The following is a 16,941-nucleotide window of genomic DNA, read 5'->3' on the forward strand; positions in this document are numbered from 1 at the left end:
CCTCTTGTGGTGAATCGGGGTTCAGGCTTGCGGGTCGAAGCGGCTCAGCCACTGGACCAGCGGCTGGCGGTAACGGGTCATGCCCTTGTAGTCGGCGATGGCCTCGGGCAGGTCGCGGATCACCCGGTGCAGGCGCTGCGCCCAGGCCGGGTTGGTGACCAGCTCATCCAGGCTGATCAGGTACGTGCGGATGCCGAACAGCAGCGCGTTGGAGCGCGGCAGGCGCAGCATCAGTTGCAGTTCCACCCGCAAGTGCACCAGTTCGCCGGCGTTGTCGGCGGTGACCTTGCCGCGGTCGCTGCCCCACTGGTGGAAGGTCTCGGGCGAGGTGTCCAGGCGCGGGTTGATGGTCAGGGTCCAGTTCAGCCGACGTACCGGCTGGCCGACCTGAAGGTTCAGCAGGTACTTGAGGGCGCGGTCGAACACGCCGATCTGGTTGGCGATGGGCACCGGTGAATGCCATTGCTTGAAGCTCATGCCGGCGTCGAAACGCAGCGACCAGTCGGCCGGGCAGGTGACCATGCCGGCGTCCATGAACAGGTCGTTGTCACGCTGGTCGAGCAGGGCGAAGTCGCCCTGCATCTGCCGGGTGATGTATTCCAGTGGCTCGCAGGGCAGGGTGGCCGGGTCGCCGTAGGTGAAGCGCTGGTCGATGCCGAGCGCGAGGTTGCGCCAGTGCCAGGCGTCGCCCTGGCGGGACAGTTGAAAGTGTTCCGGGTAGTCGCGGGCGAGGTGCTCCATCAGCACTTCAAGGATGTCCCAGGCCGCCGGCACCATGTGCGGCATGACCATGCAGCGCTCCGGGTCCTGCTCCAGCACCCGCGCGCGCTCGGCCATTTCCGAGACGTAGTGCTCGTCCACATCGAAGGTGTGTTCGAACACCGAGCCCGGATCGCGGGATACCGCCGGCTCGATGTTCACCGAATACATGTACTGGTCTTCGGGGAACGGGAAGGGGAAGCGCGCGATCGCCGCCGCGCTGTTGTGGAAACTGAAGTCGTCCCGGTAGGTTTCGTTCGGCGTGAAAGTCAGGGTCATGGCGTGGCGTCTCCGGGGTCAGATATCGAGCAGGATCGGGCTGCCGCAGCCGCGGGATACGCAGGGCATCAGGCTGCTGGCGCGCTCGGCGGCGGCGAGGACGTGGTCGCGGTGTTCCACATCGCCTTTCAGGTACGGGGTCTGGCACTGGCCGCAGACCCCGCCGCGACACAGGTTGGGTACCTCCACACCTGCCGCTTCGAGGGCTTCGAGCAGGCTTTGCTCGGCGCTGACCTGCAGGTGCCGGCCGCTGCGCAGCAGCTCGACGCGAAACGGCTGGCCGGGTTGCGCCGCGGCGAAGGCTTCGCTGTGCACCCGGCGCGGGCTCCAGCCGAAGGCGGCGGCCTGCTCCTGGATCGCCAGCAGCAGCGATTGCGGGCCGCAACTGTAGACGTGGGCGCCCAGCGGGCGATCGCGTAGCAGGACGGCGGGGTCCAGGCGCCGGGTGCCGCTGGGGTATTCATGCAAGCGCGGGCCTAGCAGCGTGCGCAGTTCGGTCAGGTAGGCATCGCTGCTGCCGGCGCGGTAGGCGTAGTGCAGCTCGAAGTCTTCGCCGCGACGCAGCAGTTCGCGGCCATGGGCGAGGAACGGCGTGATGCCGATGCCGGCCGCCACCAGCAGGTGCTGGCGGGCTTTGCCGTAGAGCGCAAAGAGGTTGGCCGGGGCGCTGATGGCGAGCTTGTCGCCGGCGTTCATTTCCTGGTGCAGAAAGCGCGAGCCGCCTCGGGAATCGTCCTGATGACGCACGGCGATGCGGTACTGGCGCCGGTCGGCCGGGTCGCCGAGCAGCGAGTAGGCGTTGCGCCGGCCATTAGGCAGGCGCACTTGCACGTGGCTGCCGGCGGAGAAACCGGGCAACTCGCCGGTCAGGGCTTCCAGGCAGTACTCGCGGATCACCGGGGTGAGTTCGCGGATGGCGGCGATACGGACGTCGATCATGGGTGCACCTCGGCGAACGGTTGCTCGGCATCGGCGCAAACGCCGAGGTAGGCGCCCAGCCGTTGCGAGAAGTGGCGGCGCACCTCCAGGTGCACGCCGCAGTGACTGCAGACCAGGGTGTCTTCCGGGCTGGCGGGCTGGCAGCGGGCGCAGTGCACGCAGAACACCAGGCGGCTGCCTTGCACATGGCTGAGGACGATTTCGTCGTCTTGCAGGCCGGCTTGCCGTGCCACGGCGTGCAGCGGCCAGATAAACGCTTCGTCACCGCGCAGTTCCAGACGCAGGCCGCAGCGGGCCTGGGCCAGGCGGCTGCTCAGGGCGTGGTGCAGGGCGGCGCTGTCGGCGAAGTCGGTCAGCACCAATTGGCGTTCGTCTGCTATCTGGGTGTCCCTGGCGCGGGTCACCAGCAGATCGATGGCCGGGCGCGACGCACTGGCCGGATAGCACGGGACGCTGAACGGATGGACGGTGGCGACACTGCTCATGGGCACCTCGGCGGATAAAGTCGTGTTTCTTCGTGGGGTAAATAATTTCCCCGGAAGAAATTTCGCTCAATCCGCTAGAGGAGGTATGCCAAAAGGGGTAGTTGCCATGAAAGGGCATGGAAGTTGCTGCCCCTCAGGCAATTCCCCAGGGTTGCAGGAGTAGAGGGATGGACAACGCCATGCTGTCGACGCCCGGCTGGGACGCACTTACCGAGCGCGAGGGCCAGACTCTGACGCTGATCGGCGCGGGGCTGAGTAACAAGCAGATCGCCCGGGAGCTGGGAATCAGCGACGGGACCGTGAAGATCTACGTGCGTAACCTGTTGCGCAAATTCCGCATGGAATCACGCCTGGCACTGGCGACACGGGTGCACCGTGGCGTGCCCGCTGAGCGTGCAACCACGGCGCCGGCTGCACCGATTCCGTTCGCCCTTGGCCTGCTGAATGAATTGCCGGGCCTGATCTATCGCGGCAAGAACGACCGCAGTTGGTACATGGAGTACGTCAGCGCCGGCTGCATGCCCCTGACCGGCTACCCCGCCGACTACCTCACCAGCAACCCGCAGCGCAGTTTCGGCTCGCTGATTCTTGATGAGTACGCCGATTACATCTGGTACTGCGTGCAGTGCGCGCTGCTCAAGCACGAGCCGTATCAGCTCAGCTACCGCATCCGCTGCGCGGAGGGGCGGATCAAGGATGTCTGGGAGACGGGGGTGGGGATTTACTCCAGCAGCGGCGAGGTGCTTGGGGTGGAGGGGGCGATTTTCGAGCGGTTGGTCTAGTGGGACCCGTCTGGCCTTATCGGTGCGGTTCGCAGGGTTTTCACCAACCATCTCGCCGGCCATAAACTGCCCCAGGCAATCACCGCCAACCCCGCCAGCAACGGCCCATAACCCACCTGATGCGCCACCTGCATCGCCGCCAGTGAAGCGAGCATCGCCACCGCTGCGTCCGCCGATTGAAACAGCGCGTAATCCGACGCCGGTTGATGCGGCCGCACCTGGCCCATCAACAGGTTGTACAAGGTGACGAAGCCGATCGCCGCAGCGACATTCACCAGGGCGAACACCACCAGCCACAGTTGCAGGTCGAACAGCCGCACACCCAGCGCCGCCGCCAGGGTGATGCCGGCATGGATCAGCATGCTCGGCAGCAGGCAGCGCCAGGTGCCGAAGCGCCGGGCCATCCAGCTTCCGAGCAGGATGCCGAGGCCGCTGGCGACGGTGCCGTAGAGCGTGGTGACCAGCCCCAGTTGGCTGAAGTCCAGGCCCTTGTCCAGCAACATCACGGTTTGCACCGCCATCAGCCCGCGCATCGCCAGGTAATAGATCGCCACCAGGCACAGTGCCGGCCACAGCGTCCGCAGGCTGTCGCCGTCCAGGCGTGGCGGTGGCGCGTGTGCCGGTCGCGCTTGGCTGGCCGGCAAGCCGCGCAGCGGCAGCAGCAGGCTCAACGACAACAGCGCCATGCCCATGAACCCGACGCGCCAGCCCCAGTGTTCGGCGAGGTACAGAAAGGCCAGGCTGCCGAACACCACGCCGAGGTAGCTGCCGCCCACCTGGGCGGCGTTGGCGAAAGGCCGTTCGTGGCTGTCGCAGGTGGTGATGGTGATGGCATCGGCGTACACGTCGTGGCTGGCCGACAGCACTGCCAGCAACATCAACGCCATCAGGATCGGGTACAGCGCGTGTTCCGGGTTCAAGGCGCTGACCACCAGCAGAATCAACGCCATGCCCAGTTGCAGCAGCACCAGGCTGCCGAGGTAGCGGTTACCCCGCAGCCCCAGGCAATGGCGCTCGCACCACGGCGCCCAGAAGCATTTACCGATCCACGGCAGGAAGGTCAGCGACAGCAGGCTCAGGCTGGCGAGGTCCAGCCCCTGGTGACGAAAGTACCCCGTCACCCCTTGCAGCATCAGCGCGGCGAGCATTCCCTGGTGCAGGTAGTAGCACCAATAGGGCAGGTAACGCCGCATGTCAGAATGTCGCCTTCATGCTCAGCCCCAGCTCCCGGCCATGGCCCGGTTGGGAAAACTGTTGGCCCGGCGCCGATTCATAGGCGTAGGTGCGGTAGAGCTTGTCGCCGAGGTTGTTGCCGTACAGCGCCAGTTCCAGATCGGGTTGCGGCAGCCAGGCGAGGCGCGCATCGAGCAGGCTGTAGCCGCTTTGCGCGACCTGATTGTCGACATCGAAGTAGTGCTTGCCGGTGTAGCTCAGGCCCACGCCCGGGCGGATTTCACCCAGCAGGCCGTCGAAGAACAGGCTGTGCTCGGCCGAGACGCGCAGGGTGCGCTGCGGCGTGAAGGTCAGGTGATTGCCTTGGCGCGCCGAATCCAGCAGGCGGTTGCGGTTGACGGTGCCGGCCACCCGCACATGGGTGGCGTCGGTAGCCTGCCAGTCCAGCGACAGTTCCGCGCCCTCGCTGCGGGCCTTGCCGATATTGGCCAGGGACTGGGTGCCGGTGCCGGCGTTGCCGACGAATTGCTGCACATCCTCGATATCGATGCGGTACAGCGCCCCGTTGAGCCACACCCGCTTGTCCAGCAGGCTGGCCTTGATGCCGACTTCCATGTTCAGCGATTTCTCCGGCGAGTAGGCCACGGCATCCGGGGTGATGGCGCCGATGCGGTTGTAGCCGCCGGCCTTGAAGCCGTTGCTCACCGAGGCGTACAGGCGCGTATCGGGAGTGGCCTGGAAGCCCAGGGCGATCTTCGGTGTGGTGCTGGTGAAGGTGTCATCGCCGCGGTACTCGAAGCCCGGCGTGTACAGCACGTTTTGCTGGAGGTAGCGCGTCTCGGCCTTTTCCTGGCTGTGGCGGGCGCCGAGGGTCAGGTCCCAGCGGGGCGCCAGGTGCCAGGTGAATTCGCCGAACACGGCTTTCTCGGTGTTTTCGATGCGGCTGTCCGCGCGGCCGTAGAGGCCGGACAGCGGCGCGCTGGCGTCGGGCTCGCGCTGCGAATGGCTCTTGCTGTTCTGCCAGTACAGGCCGGTGACCAGGTCCCAGTCACGGTTGGCGCCCTGGGTGGCCAGCCGCAATTCCTGGCTCAGGGTGCGCTGGGTTTCCGGCCAGAGGAAGCCGAGGTCGCCGAACAGCCGCTCATGACGGTAGTTCTGCAGGGCGCTGATGGCGGTCAGGCGCCACTGATCATTGAGGCTCCAGTCCAGGGTCGCGCTGCTGCTTTCCACGCGTCGCACATACACCGACTCCATCAACGGCACGCTGGCCCGGCGCTGGCCGTAGGTCGCGTCGGCCAGGTACTGCTCGTCATAGGAGCGCAGTTTGTCCCGGGCATAGGCCAGACGCAGGCTGAAATCTTCATTGGGCTTGAACAGCAGGCCCGCGCGAGCGCCGCCGTTGTCGCTGTCGCCGTGGTGCTCGCTGCGGGTCAGTTCGCCGTCGGTGTCGTCGTGGTAGACCGTGCCTTGAACGTACAGCGTGTCGCTGATCAGCGGCGCCGAACCGCTGGCGATCACCTCCTGATGCAGGTTGCTGAAGCGGCTTTGCAGGGTGGCGGTCGGCGTCTCGCCGGGCTGGCGGGGGGGGATGTTCAGCGCGCCGGCATGGGCGTTGCGACCATACAGGGTGCCTTGCGGGCCTTTGAGCAGCTCGATCTGTTCGATATCCAGCAGTGCCTGATTGAAGGTGCCGAGGTACTGCGGCACGCCATCGACATAGATGCCCACCGGGGCGTTGTACGGGTCCGAAGACGAAATACCGCGCAGGCTCAGGCTGGGGAACAGGTCGGCGCCGGTATTGCGCACCAGCAACTCGGGAAACACCCGCTCCAGCTCGCCGCTGCGGTAGACATTGGCCTGCTCCAGGTCCGCCGGGGTGGCGACGGACAGGGCCAGGTCGGTCTGGTTCTGCGCCTGGACGCGCTTGCTGGCGGTCACTTGCAGTTCGGGCAGGGTCAGGGTCGCGTCGGCGAAGGCGCAGGGGGCAATGGCGAACAGCACCGCGAGGCTGAGCAAGGAGCGTTGCATGGAAATAACCTGAGGATGGGAGATGGCCAGATGGTCGCGAACTGGCTGCTGGCCTGCGCGCGCGATCAGGGTGTCGGCGCGCGCGATCGGGTCATTTGTTGATAGTCATTATCATCTATGTGGCGCAGCGGTTACGGAAGTCGCTGGGGCTGATGCCGTGATGGCGGCGGAACAGCTTGGCGAAGTGGCTGGGGTTGGAATAGCCGACCTCCAGCGCCGCATCCACCACCCGCTCGCCGCGTTGCAGGCGCTCGGCGGCGAGTTCCATGCGCAGGTCCTGGAGCAGGGTGTAGGCGCCTTTGCCATAGACCTGGCGAAAGCCTTGCTTGAGTTTGCGCACGTTCAGGGCCACGGCGTCGGCCAGTGCTTCGAGCGTCCAGGGCTCGGCGGGGCGGGTTTTCAACAAGCCGTAGGCTTGCTCGATCCGCGCCCGATCACGCGCACCCACCGACGGCTGGGTTGCGCCGCTTTGCAGGTAGCCGACCATTTCCCCCAGCATTTCGAACGCCTTGCCGCGCAGGAAAATCTCCCGCGCCACGCCCTGCAACGGGCAGTCGAGCATGGCCAGGCCGACCTTGCGCAGCACCGTCGGCGCCGGAAATTGCACCAGCCGCGCCTGACCATCGCCGGAGATCCGCCGTTCCCACAGTCCGGCCCGATCCAGCAGGTGTTCATCCAGGCCGATACGGCTGAGTACCTGCGGGGCGAAGCTGATATTGACCCCGCGCACCCGGGTGTTGGCCGCCAGCATGCCTTCGCCCTGAATCGCCACCGTGCCGTGGTACAGGCAGCAGGTGTCGGGGCTCAGCAGCATGAACGGCGTATCGGCGAACTGGCGCCAGCCGCCGCCCTCGGCATAGTAGGCGATCGACAGCGACGGCGCGCTGTTGGCCTGAATGCGGCAGTCCTCGGTTGTCAGCAGGTCGAGAACGCGGATGTCCAGTTCCTCGTCGGCGAGGTTGGCGAAGGAGGGCGAGAGCGGCTGGTCGGCGACGTAGTGGTTGATGGACATGGAGAAGTCCCAGGGTGAACGATGTCGAAATGATAACACTTATCATTAATGTGCTGATCGCGCGCGTTCCATCCCTGATCGCGCGCGCGCGGTTGCGGCGCTCGCGGCAACCTGCGTCGGGCCTGATAACCCAAGGGATAGACCGTGACAGCGAAGATTCTGATTCAAGGCGCCGGTATTGCCGGCCTGGCCGCCGCCTGGTGGCTGAAACAACGCGGGTTTGCCCCCGTGATCGTCGAAAAGGCTACAGACCTGCGGTGCGATGGCTTCGTCCTCAGCCTGGGCGGTGCCGGTTACCAGATCGCCGGGCGCATGGGCATCCTCGAAGGCCTGGAAGCCAAGGGCGTGGAGCTGGGTCGCACCCAGTTCCGCGACAGCCAGGGCCGCGACGTGCTGCTGATCGACCACCGCAAGCACCTGCGCCAGACCAACCTGCTGCCGGTGTGCCGGGATGATTTGGTGATGGCGCTGCACCGGGCGTTGAACGATGCCGTACCCATCCGCTTCAACACCCAGGTGCAGGACCTGCAGCAGAGCGAGGACAGCGTCGAGGTGGGCTTCGATGATGGAACCCGTGAACGATTCGATTTCGTCATCGCCGCCGATGGCTGCTTCTCCAGCCTGCGCCAACGCCATTTCGCCAGTGATGAGCAGTGTCTGAAATCCCTCGGCTACAGCGCGGCGGCCTTCACCCTGGAAGGGCCGCAAGCGCGGGGCGGGGAGCGGCATGTGTCGTTCTCCGAGCCGGGTTACACGGTCGAGCTGTACGGCATGCGCCAGGACCTGCTGGCGGCGCTGTTCGTCTGGCAGGACGACAGCGGCGCGCGGGTGCCGCGTGAGCAGCGGGCAGCATGGTTGCGCGAGGTGTTCGCCCATGCCCATCAGGATATTCAGGCCGCGCTGGCGGCGCAGCCCGACGGGTTCTATCTCGACCATTTGATGCAGGTGCATCTGCCGACATGGCATCAGGGAAGGCTGGTGTTGCTGGGCGACGCGGCGCACTGCCTGACTCTGGCCTCGGGCCGTGGTGCGAGCATGGCCATCACCGGCGCCTGGCTGCTGGCGGAAGAGCTGGCCCGCAGTTGCGATGTGGCGGCCCTCAGCCGTTATGAAGCGCGGCTGCGCCCGGACATCGAAACCCTCCAGGCGCTGGCGCCGCGCATGGCCAACTGGTACGTGCCGCTGACCCGCCGAAGCTGGCACCTGCGCAACCTGTTCATGCGCTACACGCCGGACTGGCTGGCGGGATGGATGTTGCGCCGGACGTTTGCGCAGGTGGATAGCAGCGCGTTGAGTGGGGCAGTGCGGCGGGCAGGTTGAGATGGCCCGACGCACCTTCCCCTTGGGGGTTACCCCGCCAGCGTCGCGTTATCAATCACGAACCGATACTTCACCTCGCCCTTGAGCATCCGCTCGTAGCTGTCGTTGATCTGGTCCGCGCGGACCAGTTCGATGTCGGCGACGATCTTGTGTGCGGCGCAGAAGTCGAGCATTTCCTGGGTTTCCGGGATGCCGCCGATCATGGAACCGGCGATGGCGCGGCGTTTCATGATCAGGTTGAACACGTTCGGTGACGGGTGGCTGGTGGCCGGGGCGCCGACCAAGGCCAGGGTGCCGTCGCGCTTGAGCAGGACGAGGAAGGCATCCAGGTCATGGGGTGCGGCGACGGTGTTGAGGATCAGGTCGAAGGACTTGCCATGCGCTGCCATTTCCGCGGCATAGCGCGACACCACCACTTCGTCCGCGCCCAGTTCGAAGGCAGCTTCGCGCTTGGACTCGGACGTGGTGAAGGCCACCACGTGGGCGCCCATGGCGTGGGCCAGTTTGATGCCCATATGGCCGAGGCCGCCGATGCCGACCACGCCGACTTTCTTGCCAGGCCCCGCACCCCAGGTGCGCAGCGGCGAGTAGGTAGTGATGCCGGCGCAAAGCAGGGGAGCGACGGCCGCAAGCTGTGCTTCCGGGTGGGTGATGCGCAGGACGTAGCGTTCGTGGACGACGATCTGCTGCGAGTAGCCGCCGAGGGTCCAGCCGGGTGCGTCCGGGGTCGGGAAGTTGTAGGTGCCGATCATCCCGTCACAGTAGTTTTCCAGGCCGTCGTCGCAGTCGGCGCAGTGTTTGCAACTGTCGACGATGCAGCCGATGCCCACCAGGTCGCCGGGCTTGAAGCCGCTGACGTGGGCGCCGACGTGGGTCACGCGACCGACGATTTCATGGCCGGGCACGCACGGGTACTGGGTGCCTTCCCATTCGGAGCGGACCTGATGCAGGTCGGAGTGACAGATGCCGCAGAAGGCGATGTCGATCTGCACGTCGTGGGCACCGGGCTCGCGACGGGTGATGGTCAGCGGTTCCAGTGGTTTGTCGCTGGCGTGGGCGCCGTAGGCGATGACTTGCATGAAAGGACTCCTTGGAAGGGGTGAAGACAGCTTCATGTTCCGCGCGAAGCGGCGAGCGCCGGTAACCCATTTCGACCGTGTTCTTGCCTGATCCTCGCGATCAGCCCTTGAACGCGGCCTCGATGGTGGCGATGTCGATCTTGCTCATCTGCATCATGGCTTCGAAGGCGCGCTTGGCTGCGGCGCGGTCCGGGCTGGCGATGGCGGTGGTGAGGACGCGCGGGGTGATCTGCCAGGAAATGCCCCATTTGTCCCGGCACCAGCCGCAGGCGCTGGCCTCGCCACCGTGGTCGATGATGGCGTTCCACAGGCGATCGGTTTCGGCCTGATCGTCGGTGGCGATCTGGAAGGAAAAGGCTTCGTTGTGGGTGAAGACGGGGCCGCCGTTGAGGCCAAGGCAGGGGAGGCCCATGACGGTGAATTCCACGGTGATCACATCGCCTTGCTTGCCCGAAGGGTAATCGCCGGGGGCTTCGTGCACGGCGGTGACGGCGCTGTCCGGGAAGGTGGCGGCGTAGAAAGTGGCGGCCTCCAGGGCGTCGTGGTCGTACCAGAGGCAAATGGTGTTCTTGGCGGTCATGGCGGGGGCTCCCGAGTCGTGAAGACTGAGTCTAGACCCTGGGTCATGACTGCCAGGCGCATGGCGGAGGTTTTCTAGTGCTCTCAAGATCGAGCGCCGCCCGCGCGGCGCATCGCGAGCGAGCTCGCTCCTACATCGGTTGCAACGTGCCATGGCCTGTGAGATGTGGGTTGACCGCCCTTGGCGTTTGGCGATGAATCGCGGAGAGGCTGTTGAGGTCTACACGATACCGTGTCGTACCAACAAGGCGGTCAACCATGGCCTGACAGGCAGAGGCACGTTGCAACCGATGTAGGAGCGAGCTCGCTCGCGATGCGCCGCGCGGGCGGCGCTCGATCTTGAGAGCGCTGAAAACCTTTCGGCTAACCCCTGGTCGCCATTCAGGTCGCCACCCGCGACGTCGAGCCGATCACCGCCTCCAACACGCTGAAATCAATCCAGTCGCGCACATCGAAATGCCGCGGGATGAACTGCCAGCGGTAGAGGAAATCGGTGAAGTCCTGCAACGCCGTGATCGAGCGGCTGTCCAGGGTGGTGCGCAGGCGCCGGTGCGCATCTTCGCCATAGGCCGCCGCGACCCAGTATTCGCTGGTGTTCAGCTCACGGGCCAGGTAGCGCCGGGTTTCGTCCGGGTTGGCCCAGGCCCATTGCTCGGTGCGCAGCAGCACATCGACGATGCGTTTACACGCGCCGAAATGCTCGTTCAGCAGGTTGATGTCCACGGTCAGCGTGCGCGGCGTGCCGTTGTTGGCGCGGATCAGCGGATCGGGGTGGGAGCCGGTGTCGATCACCACATGCAGGCCCAACTCGTAGGCCAACTGCAGGGCCGAGGCGCCCTTGAGGAAGATCGCGTCGATATCGCCGCGCAGCAGGCCGATCAGTTCGTTGTTGCGCCGGCTGATGCGGGTGCCGCCAAGGTACACGGCGGCGCCATGCACATGGGTGACTTGCTCGTCGCTGTGGGTGCCGCCGTAGGGGTAGTCCACCAGTTCGACGTCGGCCACGTTCAGGCCTTCCAGGCGCAGGGCGTTTTCCAGCCCGCGCAGGGCCTGGGCGCGGGTGAAGTCGATTTGCACGTTGGCCCATTTCGGCAGACCGAAGCGTCGGTTTTTCAGGTCGCGGACGGTTTTCACGCCGCTTTCGGCGGTGGTCAGGATCAACTGCACTTCATCCGCCCAGCTCAGGCCGAGCACCCGCGTATCGACCCCGGCCGAGTAGGCCCAGATGGCCGGGATGTTGCCGCCGTGGCGGACCGAGTTGCGCAGGTGGTGGTCGTAGTGCGCTTCTCGCACTTCCCGTTCGCTGGATTCACGCAGGGACTGGATCGAGGTGCCCTGCGGGGCGAAGGCTTCGGCCAGGCGACCGGTCTGCACGGCAATGCCGAGGCCGGTGGGCACCGGGCTATGGGTGTACCAGAGGGTATCGAGGGGTTTGCTCATGTGCGGATCTGGTCCTTGCAAAGTGGCCGGTTATCCGGCCAGTGGTGTATTCGGCCTGTCCTTGTGGGCGTGCGCTCAGGCGCTGGCCTTGAGCGCTTCGGGCTTGCGTTCGCGCAGCAGGGGCAACACTTCCTGGCCGATGCGCAGGGCTTCTTCCAGGTGTGGATTGCCGGCCAGGATGAAGGTGGAGAAGCCGGCGTCGCGGTACTCCGCCAGGCGTTCGGCGATGTTCTGGTGGCTGCCCACCAGGCCGACCGTCGGCCCCGGCTTGGCCTTGGCGAAACCAGCCCAGAGGTTCGGCCCGAGGATCAGGTCGTCGAAGCGCTGGATGTTCTGGTGGTAGGCGGTCTGGCGCGCCGCACCGACCGAGTCGCTGGCGCGGGTGAACGCGCTGGAAACCACGCTGGGCTTGCCTTCGATCCGCTCGAACTGGCGGCGCAGGTCGGCCCAGGCGGCTTCTTCGGTTTCCCGGGCGAACAGGTCCACGCGCAGGCCGAAGCGCACGCTGCGGCCTTGTTTGTCCGCCAGCTCGCGCACGCGTTCGATGTGCGGCTTGAGCTGGTCCACCGGTTCGGCCCAGTTCAGGTAGACATCGGCATGCCGTGCGGCGACGTCCAGCGCCGGGTCGGAGAAGCCGGAGAAATACACCCCCGGCTTGCGCTCGTTGCCCAGGCCCGGCGGCAACGAACCGTTTTCCAGTTGATAGACCTCGCCGTCGTAGCTGAAGCGCTCGTTGGTCCACAGGCCCTGGATGATGTCGAGGAACTCGCCGGTGCGCTGGTAGCGCTGGTCGTGGTCGAGGTAATCGCCCTGGGCGCGCTGGCTGGCCGGGTTGCCGCCGGTGATGATGTTCCAGTCCAGGCGGCCGTGGCTCAGGTGCTGGAGAATCGCCGCCTGCTGCGCGGCATAGGCGGGCAGGGTCCAGGTGGCCTGGAAGGCGATCAGGAAACGCAGGCGCCGGGTTTCCCGGGCCAGCGCGGCGGCGACGATCCACGGCTCTGGTCCGGTGGGCAGCAGCGCACCCTCGAAGCCGGCGAGTTCGGCGGCCTTGGCCACCTGGGCGATGTAGTCGATGTAGGTGAAACCGTCCGGCGTGCCGTCGGCCAGCAGGCCCGGTGCGATATGCCCGTGGCGGCCGGCGAAACTGCCGCGGTTGTGCTTGTCGGTGGTCAGTTGCGGGCCGTCGGTGCCCAGTGGCAGACGCCAGAAGAATTCGGTGCTCATGGCAGGTCCTCAGTGGATATGGAAGGGGTGGTGCAACCGGCGTGCCACGCTGGCTGGAGGGCCTCATCGCTGACAACGCCAGCTCCCACAAAGTCATGCGCAGGCCCGCAATCCCGGCACGACACCGACCCGGTGGGAGCTGGCGTTGCCAGCGATGAGGCCGGTGAGACGCTCACCAGTTGCTGCCTGAGCAGCACTTCAAACGCAGTCTCTGTGGGAGAGGCAACATCAGCCCTCCACCAGCTCGCCGCGCTGCTCGTAGCTGCGATACAGCGCCGCATACGCGCCATTCGCCTCCAGCAACTGCCGATGGGCGCCTTGCTCCTGCACCTGGCCGTGGCGGATCACCACGATGCGGTCGGCGTCGCGAATGGTCGCCAGGCGGTGGGCGATGATGATCGCCGTGCGGCCTTCGCAGAGCCGGCGCAGGGCGCGCTGGATGCGCCGTTCGGTGTGCACGTCGACCGCCGAAGTGGCTTCGTCGAGCACCAGTACTGCCGGGTTGGCGAGGTAAGCGCGGACCAGGCACACCAGTTGCCGCTGGCCGTGACTGAGGTGGCTGCCGAGGCTGCCGACCTGGGTCGCGTATTGATGCGGCAGGCGTTCCAGCACTTCATCGGCACCCAGTTCCCGCGCGGCGGCGATCAGGCTCGCGTCGTCGGCGCCGGGGGCCGCCAGGCGCAGGTTGTCGAGGATGCTGCCGGCGAACAGCACGTTGTCCTGCAGCACCACGCCCACATGCCGGCGCAGTTGCTGCTGGCTCAACTGGCGAATGTCCACGCCGTCGAGTTTCACCGCGCCGTCGTCGACCTCGTAGAACCGCGTCAGCAACTGCACCAAAGTACTTTTGCCATGCCCGGACGGGCCGACGATGGCCAGCACCTCGCCGGCGCGAATGCGCAGGTCGAGGTTGTCGATCACCGGTTGCGCGGCCCCAGGCTGGTAGGCGAAACGGACCCGTTCGAAATGCACCTCGCCCTGCACCCGTGGCAACGGCAGCGGGTTTTGCGGGTCGAGGATCTGCGGCGCGGTGTCGAGCAGCAGGAAGATCCGCTGTGCCGACGCGGAACCCGTGGCATAGCGCTCGAACAGGTCGGTGAGTTCCTGCAGCGGGCCGAGGAACAGCATCACGTAGAACAGGCTTTCGCCGACCTGGCCGACGGTCACCGTGCCCTCGGCCAGCGAATAACCGCCCACCAGCACCAGCACAGCCATGCCGGTGGCGGCGAGCAGGGCGGTGAACGGGGCGAACCAGCCGGAGCGGATGCTGCCGGTGATCAGGGCATTGTTGAAGTCGTCCAGCAGGCCGCGATAGCGCTGCTGGTTCTCGCTTTCGCGGCCGCTCTGTTGCAGCAGGCGCACGCCGCTGACGCTTTCCACCAGGTGCGCGGTAAAGCGGCTGCGCTGCTCGGCGACCTTCGCCCAGTTGCGCTGGGCCACCCGCTTGAACGCCCAGGTGGCGATAAACAGCAGCGGCACGCTGGCGATCAGGCTGAAGAAGAACAACGGCGTGATCAGCCACAGCATCAAGCCCGCCAGGGTGCAGCGCAGCAGGGCGCCGAGCAGTTCCGGCGGGCCCTGGATCAGCAGCGGCTCCAGGGCATCCACATCACGGTCGGCCCGCGACAGGATGCGCCCGGCGCGGGTGCGGTCGAAGTAGCCGACGCTGAGCGACTGGACATGGGCGAACACCCGCACCCGCAACTGGTTGAGCACTTCAATGGCGGCGCTGCCGGCGATGTACTGCGACAGCCCGCCGAGCAGGATGCGCCCCAGCCAACTGGCGGCCAGCCCGGCGCCGAGCCAGAGTACCAGCGGCAGGTCCAGCAGCCAGGCGTTGCCGTTGTGGACCAGGCCACGGTCGAGCAGTTCGCGGACAAACCACGGCCGCAGGAACACGGTGAACACCAGGATCAGCTCCAGGACGATCACCCAGCCGACCTGGCGCCGCACCGGTTTGAGCAGCGGCAACAGGCGTTGCAGCATGCTGCGGTCGAGGGACTTCTTGGCCAGACGCTCTTCGATCTCGATGTCGCTCATGGCGGTGTTGTTGGCGGTCTTACTCATGGTCGATCCCCAGCAGGTCGCAGTAGGCCGGGTTGCGGCGTTGCAGTTCGGCGTGCGGGCCGCTGTCGACGATGCGGCCCTGGTCGAGCAGCAACACCCGGTCGGCGCGCTGCACAGTGCTGGCCTTGCTGGCAATCAGCAGCAGGGTCGGCCCGCCAGGGCGGCGCAGGTTGTCCAGCACATGGCGTTCGCTGATGGCGTCGAGGGCGCTGGTGGCGTCGTCGAGACACAGCAGGTCCGGTGCGGCCAGCAGCGCGCGGGCCAGGCACAGGCGCTGGCGCTGGCCACCGGAAAGGGTGACGCCACGGTCGCCCAGCGGACTGTCGAGTCCCAGCGGCAGGCGTTCGAGGATGTCGTCGGCGGCGGCGCGGTGCAGCGCGTCGAGCAGTTCGGCGTCGCTGGCGGCGGGCGCGCTCAGGCGCAGGTTGGCGGCCAGGGTGTCGGCGAACAGGAAGCTTTCCTGCGGCAACACGTGAACGCGGCGGCGCAGGTCGGCCAGGTCCAGGGCGCGCACGTCCTGCCAGCCACCGGCCTGATTGCCGATCAGCACCCGGCCGCTGCCGGCGTCGGTCAACCGTGGCAGCAGGCTGGCCAGCAGGCTTTTGCCGGTGCCGGTGGCGCCGACCAGCGCCACCACTTCGCCCGGTGCGAGCAGCAAGGAGCACTGGCGCAGAATGTCGCGCTCGCTGCCCGGCGCGCTGACGTTGACCTCTTCCAGTTGCAGCCCCAGCGGCCCTTCGGGCAAGCGCCGCGGACCGCTTTCAATCTCCGTCGGGGCATCCAGCAACTGCCAGATGCGCCCGGCCGAGGCGCGGGCGTCGGCGAAGGTCTGCATCACCCGCCCAATGCCTTCGATGCGGAACACCAGGGTCGTGGCGATCAGCAGTGAGGTCACCAGTTCGCCGATGCCGATCTTGCCGGCGGCCACCAGTTGCGCGCCCACCACCAGAATCCACACATGCCCCAGCGCCACCAGCGCCTGCGGCAGCGGAATCCGCGAACTGGCCCAGGCCAGCGCCTGGCGCGCCAGCCCGGAAAACTGCCGGACCTGTTCGGTAAAGCCGTCGATGCGCTGCTGTTGCAGGCCGAACGACTTGATCACCCGCACCGCGCCGATGCCTTCGGCGAGGTCCTGGTTGACCCGGTCATAGGCGGCGCCAACGGCGCGGTCGAGTTCCACCAGACGCTCGGTCTGCAGCACGAACAGGTACAGCCCGAGCAGGGTCAGCAGCAGCGGCCCGACCGCCAGCAGCGGGTGATACCAGCCCAGGAGGCCGACCGTGGCCAGCACCACCAGCGGGGTTTCTACCAGTTGCCGCCAGAAACTCACCAGGGCATCGCGGACCTTGTCGGCGTCGCGGGTGGTGCGGGTGACAATCTCGCCCATGCCGTGCTGCCAGTGGTAGCCCAGGTGCAGGCGCAGCACTTGTTCGAGAATGCGCTCGCGCAGGCGCGTCAGCAGCGCCTGGCCGAGGATCAGCGAACCGAGCCCGGCGGCGTATTGCAGCACGGCGCGGCCGAAGGCGACGGCGAGGATCAGCCAGAACCAGGTCCAGGCGATGTGGCTGTCGAGGCTGCCATCGGCCTGACGCTGTACCGCGACGCCATTGGTGACGTCGTTGAGGGCGTGGCCGATCAGCCATTGCTGCCAGACCAGGCCCAGGTTGATAAAGACGAACAGCCCGGCGACCAGAGCGAAACGCCAGGGCATTTCGCGGTAGATCGCCAGGCTGCGCAGCAGCGGGTGTCGATGGCTCATGAACGGCTCTATAGCA

14 protein-coding genes are annotated in these 16,941 nt (G+C 66.5%); 2 read left to right on the forward strand and 12 right to left on the reverse strand.

The genetic code is table 11. The annotated features are described in order from the left end of the window. Window positions 1–21 precede the first annotated feature (21 nt). From HWV67_RS04305 to HWV67_RS04315, 3 genes are read right to left on the reverse strand one after another with little or no spacing between them, the layout of a single operon-like run. A complete protein-coding gene (locus HWV67_RS04305) occupies window positions 22–1,038 on the reverse strand; it encodes a heme-dependent oxidative N-demethylase family protein (RefSeq protein WP_175650078.1) in 1,017 nt (338 codons plus the stop codon). 18 nt (window positions 1,039–1,056) lie between these two features. Beyond that, window positions 1,057–1,977, reverse strand: a complete 921-nt coding sequence (locus HWV67_RS04310; RefSeq protein WP_175650079.1) for a PDR/VanB family oxidoreductase — start codon at window positions 1,975–1,977, stop codon at window positions 1,057–1,059. Then, window positions 1,974–2,462 carry a dimethylamine monooxygenase subunit DmmA family protein gene (locus tag HWV67_RS04315; RefSeq protein WP_175650080.1) on the reverse strand — a complete coding sequence of 163 codons (489 nt, stop codon included), beginning with the start codon at window positions 2,460–2,462 and terminating at the stop codon, window positions 1,974–1,976. Before HWV67_RS04315 ends, HWV67_RS04310 begins: the two co-directional genes overlap by 4 nt. 167 nt (window positions 2,463–2,629) lie before the next feature. On the opposite strand from HWV67_RS04315, the gene HWV67_RS04320 reads away from it, so the two are divergent. Next, window positions 2,630–3,244 carry a LuxR C-terminal-related transcriptional regulator gene (locus tag HWV67_RS04320; RefSeq protein ID WP_175650081.1) on the forward strand — a complete coding sequence of 205 codons (615 nt, stop codon included), beginning with the start codon at window positions 2,630–2,632 and terminating at the stop codon, window positions 3,242–3,244. Here the strand turns inward: HWV67_RS04320 and HWV67_RS04325 are convergent. The 3 genes from HWV67_RS04325 to HWV67_RS04335 all read right to left on the reverse strand — a co-directional run bounded on the left by HWV67_RS04325 (window position 3,241) and on the right by HWV67_RS04335 (window position 7,457). Beyond that, a complete protein-coding gene (locus HWV67_RS04325; RefSeq protein ID WP_175650082.1) occupies window positions 3,241–4,437 on the reverse strand; it encodes an MFS transporter in 1,197 nt (398 codons plus the stop codon). The genes HWV67_RS04320 and HWV67_RS04325 overlap by 4 nt on opposite strands. Window position 4,438: 1 nt before the next feature. After that, a complete protein-coding gene (locus HWV67_RS04330; protein WP_175650083.1) occupies window positions 4,439–6,445 on the reverse strand; it encodes a TonB-dependent receptor in 2,007 nt (668 codons plus the stop codon). A gap of 115 nt (window positions 6,446–6,560) precedes the next feature. Next, on the reverse strand, window positions 6,561–7,457 hold the full coding sequence (locus tag HWV67_RS04335; protein WP_175650084.1) for a helix-turn-helix transcriptional regulator: 897 nt from the start codon (window positions 7,455–7,457) through the stop codon (window positions 6,561–6,563). 144 nt (window positions 7,458–7,601) lie between these two features. Between HWV67_RS04335 and HWV67_RS04340 the strand changes: the two genes are divergently transcribed. Continuing rightward, entirely contained in the window at window positions 7,602–8,777 is a 1,176-nt protein-coding gene (locus tag HWV67_RS04340) for an FAD-dependent monooxygenase (protein ID WP_175650085.1), read from the forward strand. 29 nt (window positions 8,778–8,806) lie between these two features. Here the strand turns inward: HWV67_RS04340 and HWV67_RS04345 are convergent, their stop codons facing one another. The 6 genes from HWV67_RS04345 to HWV67_RS04370 all read right to left on the reverse strand — a co-directional run bounded on the left by HWV67_RS04345 (window position 8,807) and on the right by HWV67_RS04370 (window position 16,925). Then, window positions 8,807–9,856, reverse strand: coding sequence for an NAD(P)-dependent alcohol dehydrogenase (locus tag HWV67_RS04345; protein ID WP_175650086.1), 1,050 nt, complete (start codon window positions 9,854–9,856; stop codon window positions 8,807–8,809). Between the two features lie 100 nt (window positions 9,857–9,956). Continuing rightward, complete coding sequence (locus tag HWV67_RS04350) at window positions 9,957–10,436, reverse strand: VOC family protein (RefSeq protein WP_175650087.1); 480 nt, start codon at window positions 10,434–10,436, stop codon at window positions 9,957–9,959. Between the two features lie 380 nt (window positions 10,437–10,816). Then, window positions 10,817–11,875: an ABC transporter substrate-binding protein gene (locus tag HWV67_RS04355; RefSeq protein ID WP_110970456.1), complete on the reverse strand. Its 1,059-nt coding sequence runs from the start codon at window positions 11,873–11,875 to the stop codon at window positions 10,817–10,819. Window positions 11,876–11,950: 75 nt separating this feature from the next. Further along, window positions 11,951–13,099, reverse strand: coding sequence for an LLM class flavin-dependent oxidoreductase (locus HWV67_RS04360; protein WP_175650088.1), 1,149 nt, complete (start codon window positions 13,097–13,099; stop codon window positions 11,951–11,953). 228 nt (window positions 13,100–13,327) lie between these two features. After that, window positions 13,328–15,166 carry an ABC transporter ATP-binding protein gene (locus HWV67_RS04365; RefSeq protein ID WP_175650089.1) on the reverse strand — a complete coding sequence of 613 codons (1,839 nt, stop codon included), beginning with the start codon at window positions 15,164–15,166 and terminating at the stop codon, window positions 13,328–13,330. After that, complete coding sequence (locus tag HWV67_RS04370; RefSeq protein ID WP_175650090.1) at window positions 15,159–16,925, reverse strand: ABC transporter ATP-binding protein; 1,767 nt, start codon at window positions 16,923–16,925, stop codon at window positions 15,159–15,161. Before HWV67_RS04370 ends, HWV67_RS04365 begins: the two co-directional genes overlap by 8 nt. Window positions 16,926–16,941: the final 16 nt, after the last annotated feature.

The organism is Pseudomonas sp. Marseille-P9899, from assembly GCF_903166565.1.
Lineage (GTDB): Bacteria > Pseudomonadota > Gammaproteobacteria > Pseudomonadales > Pseudomonadaceae > Aquipseudomonas > Aquipseudomonas huaxiensis.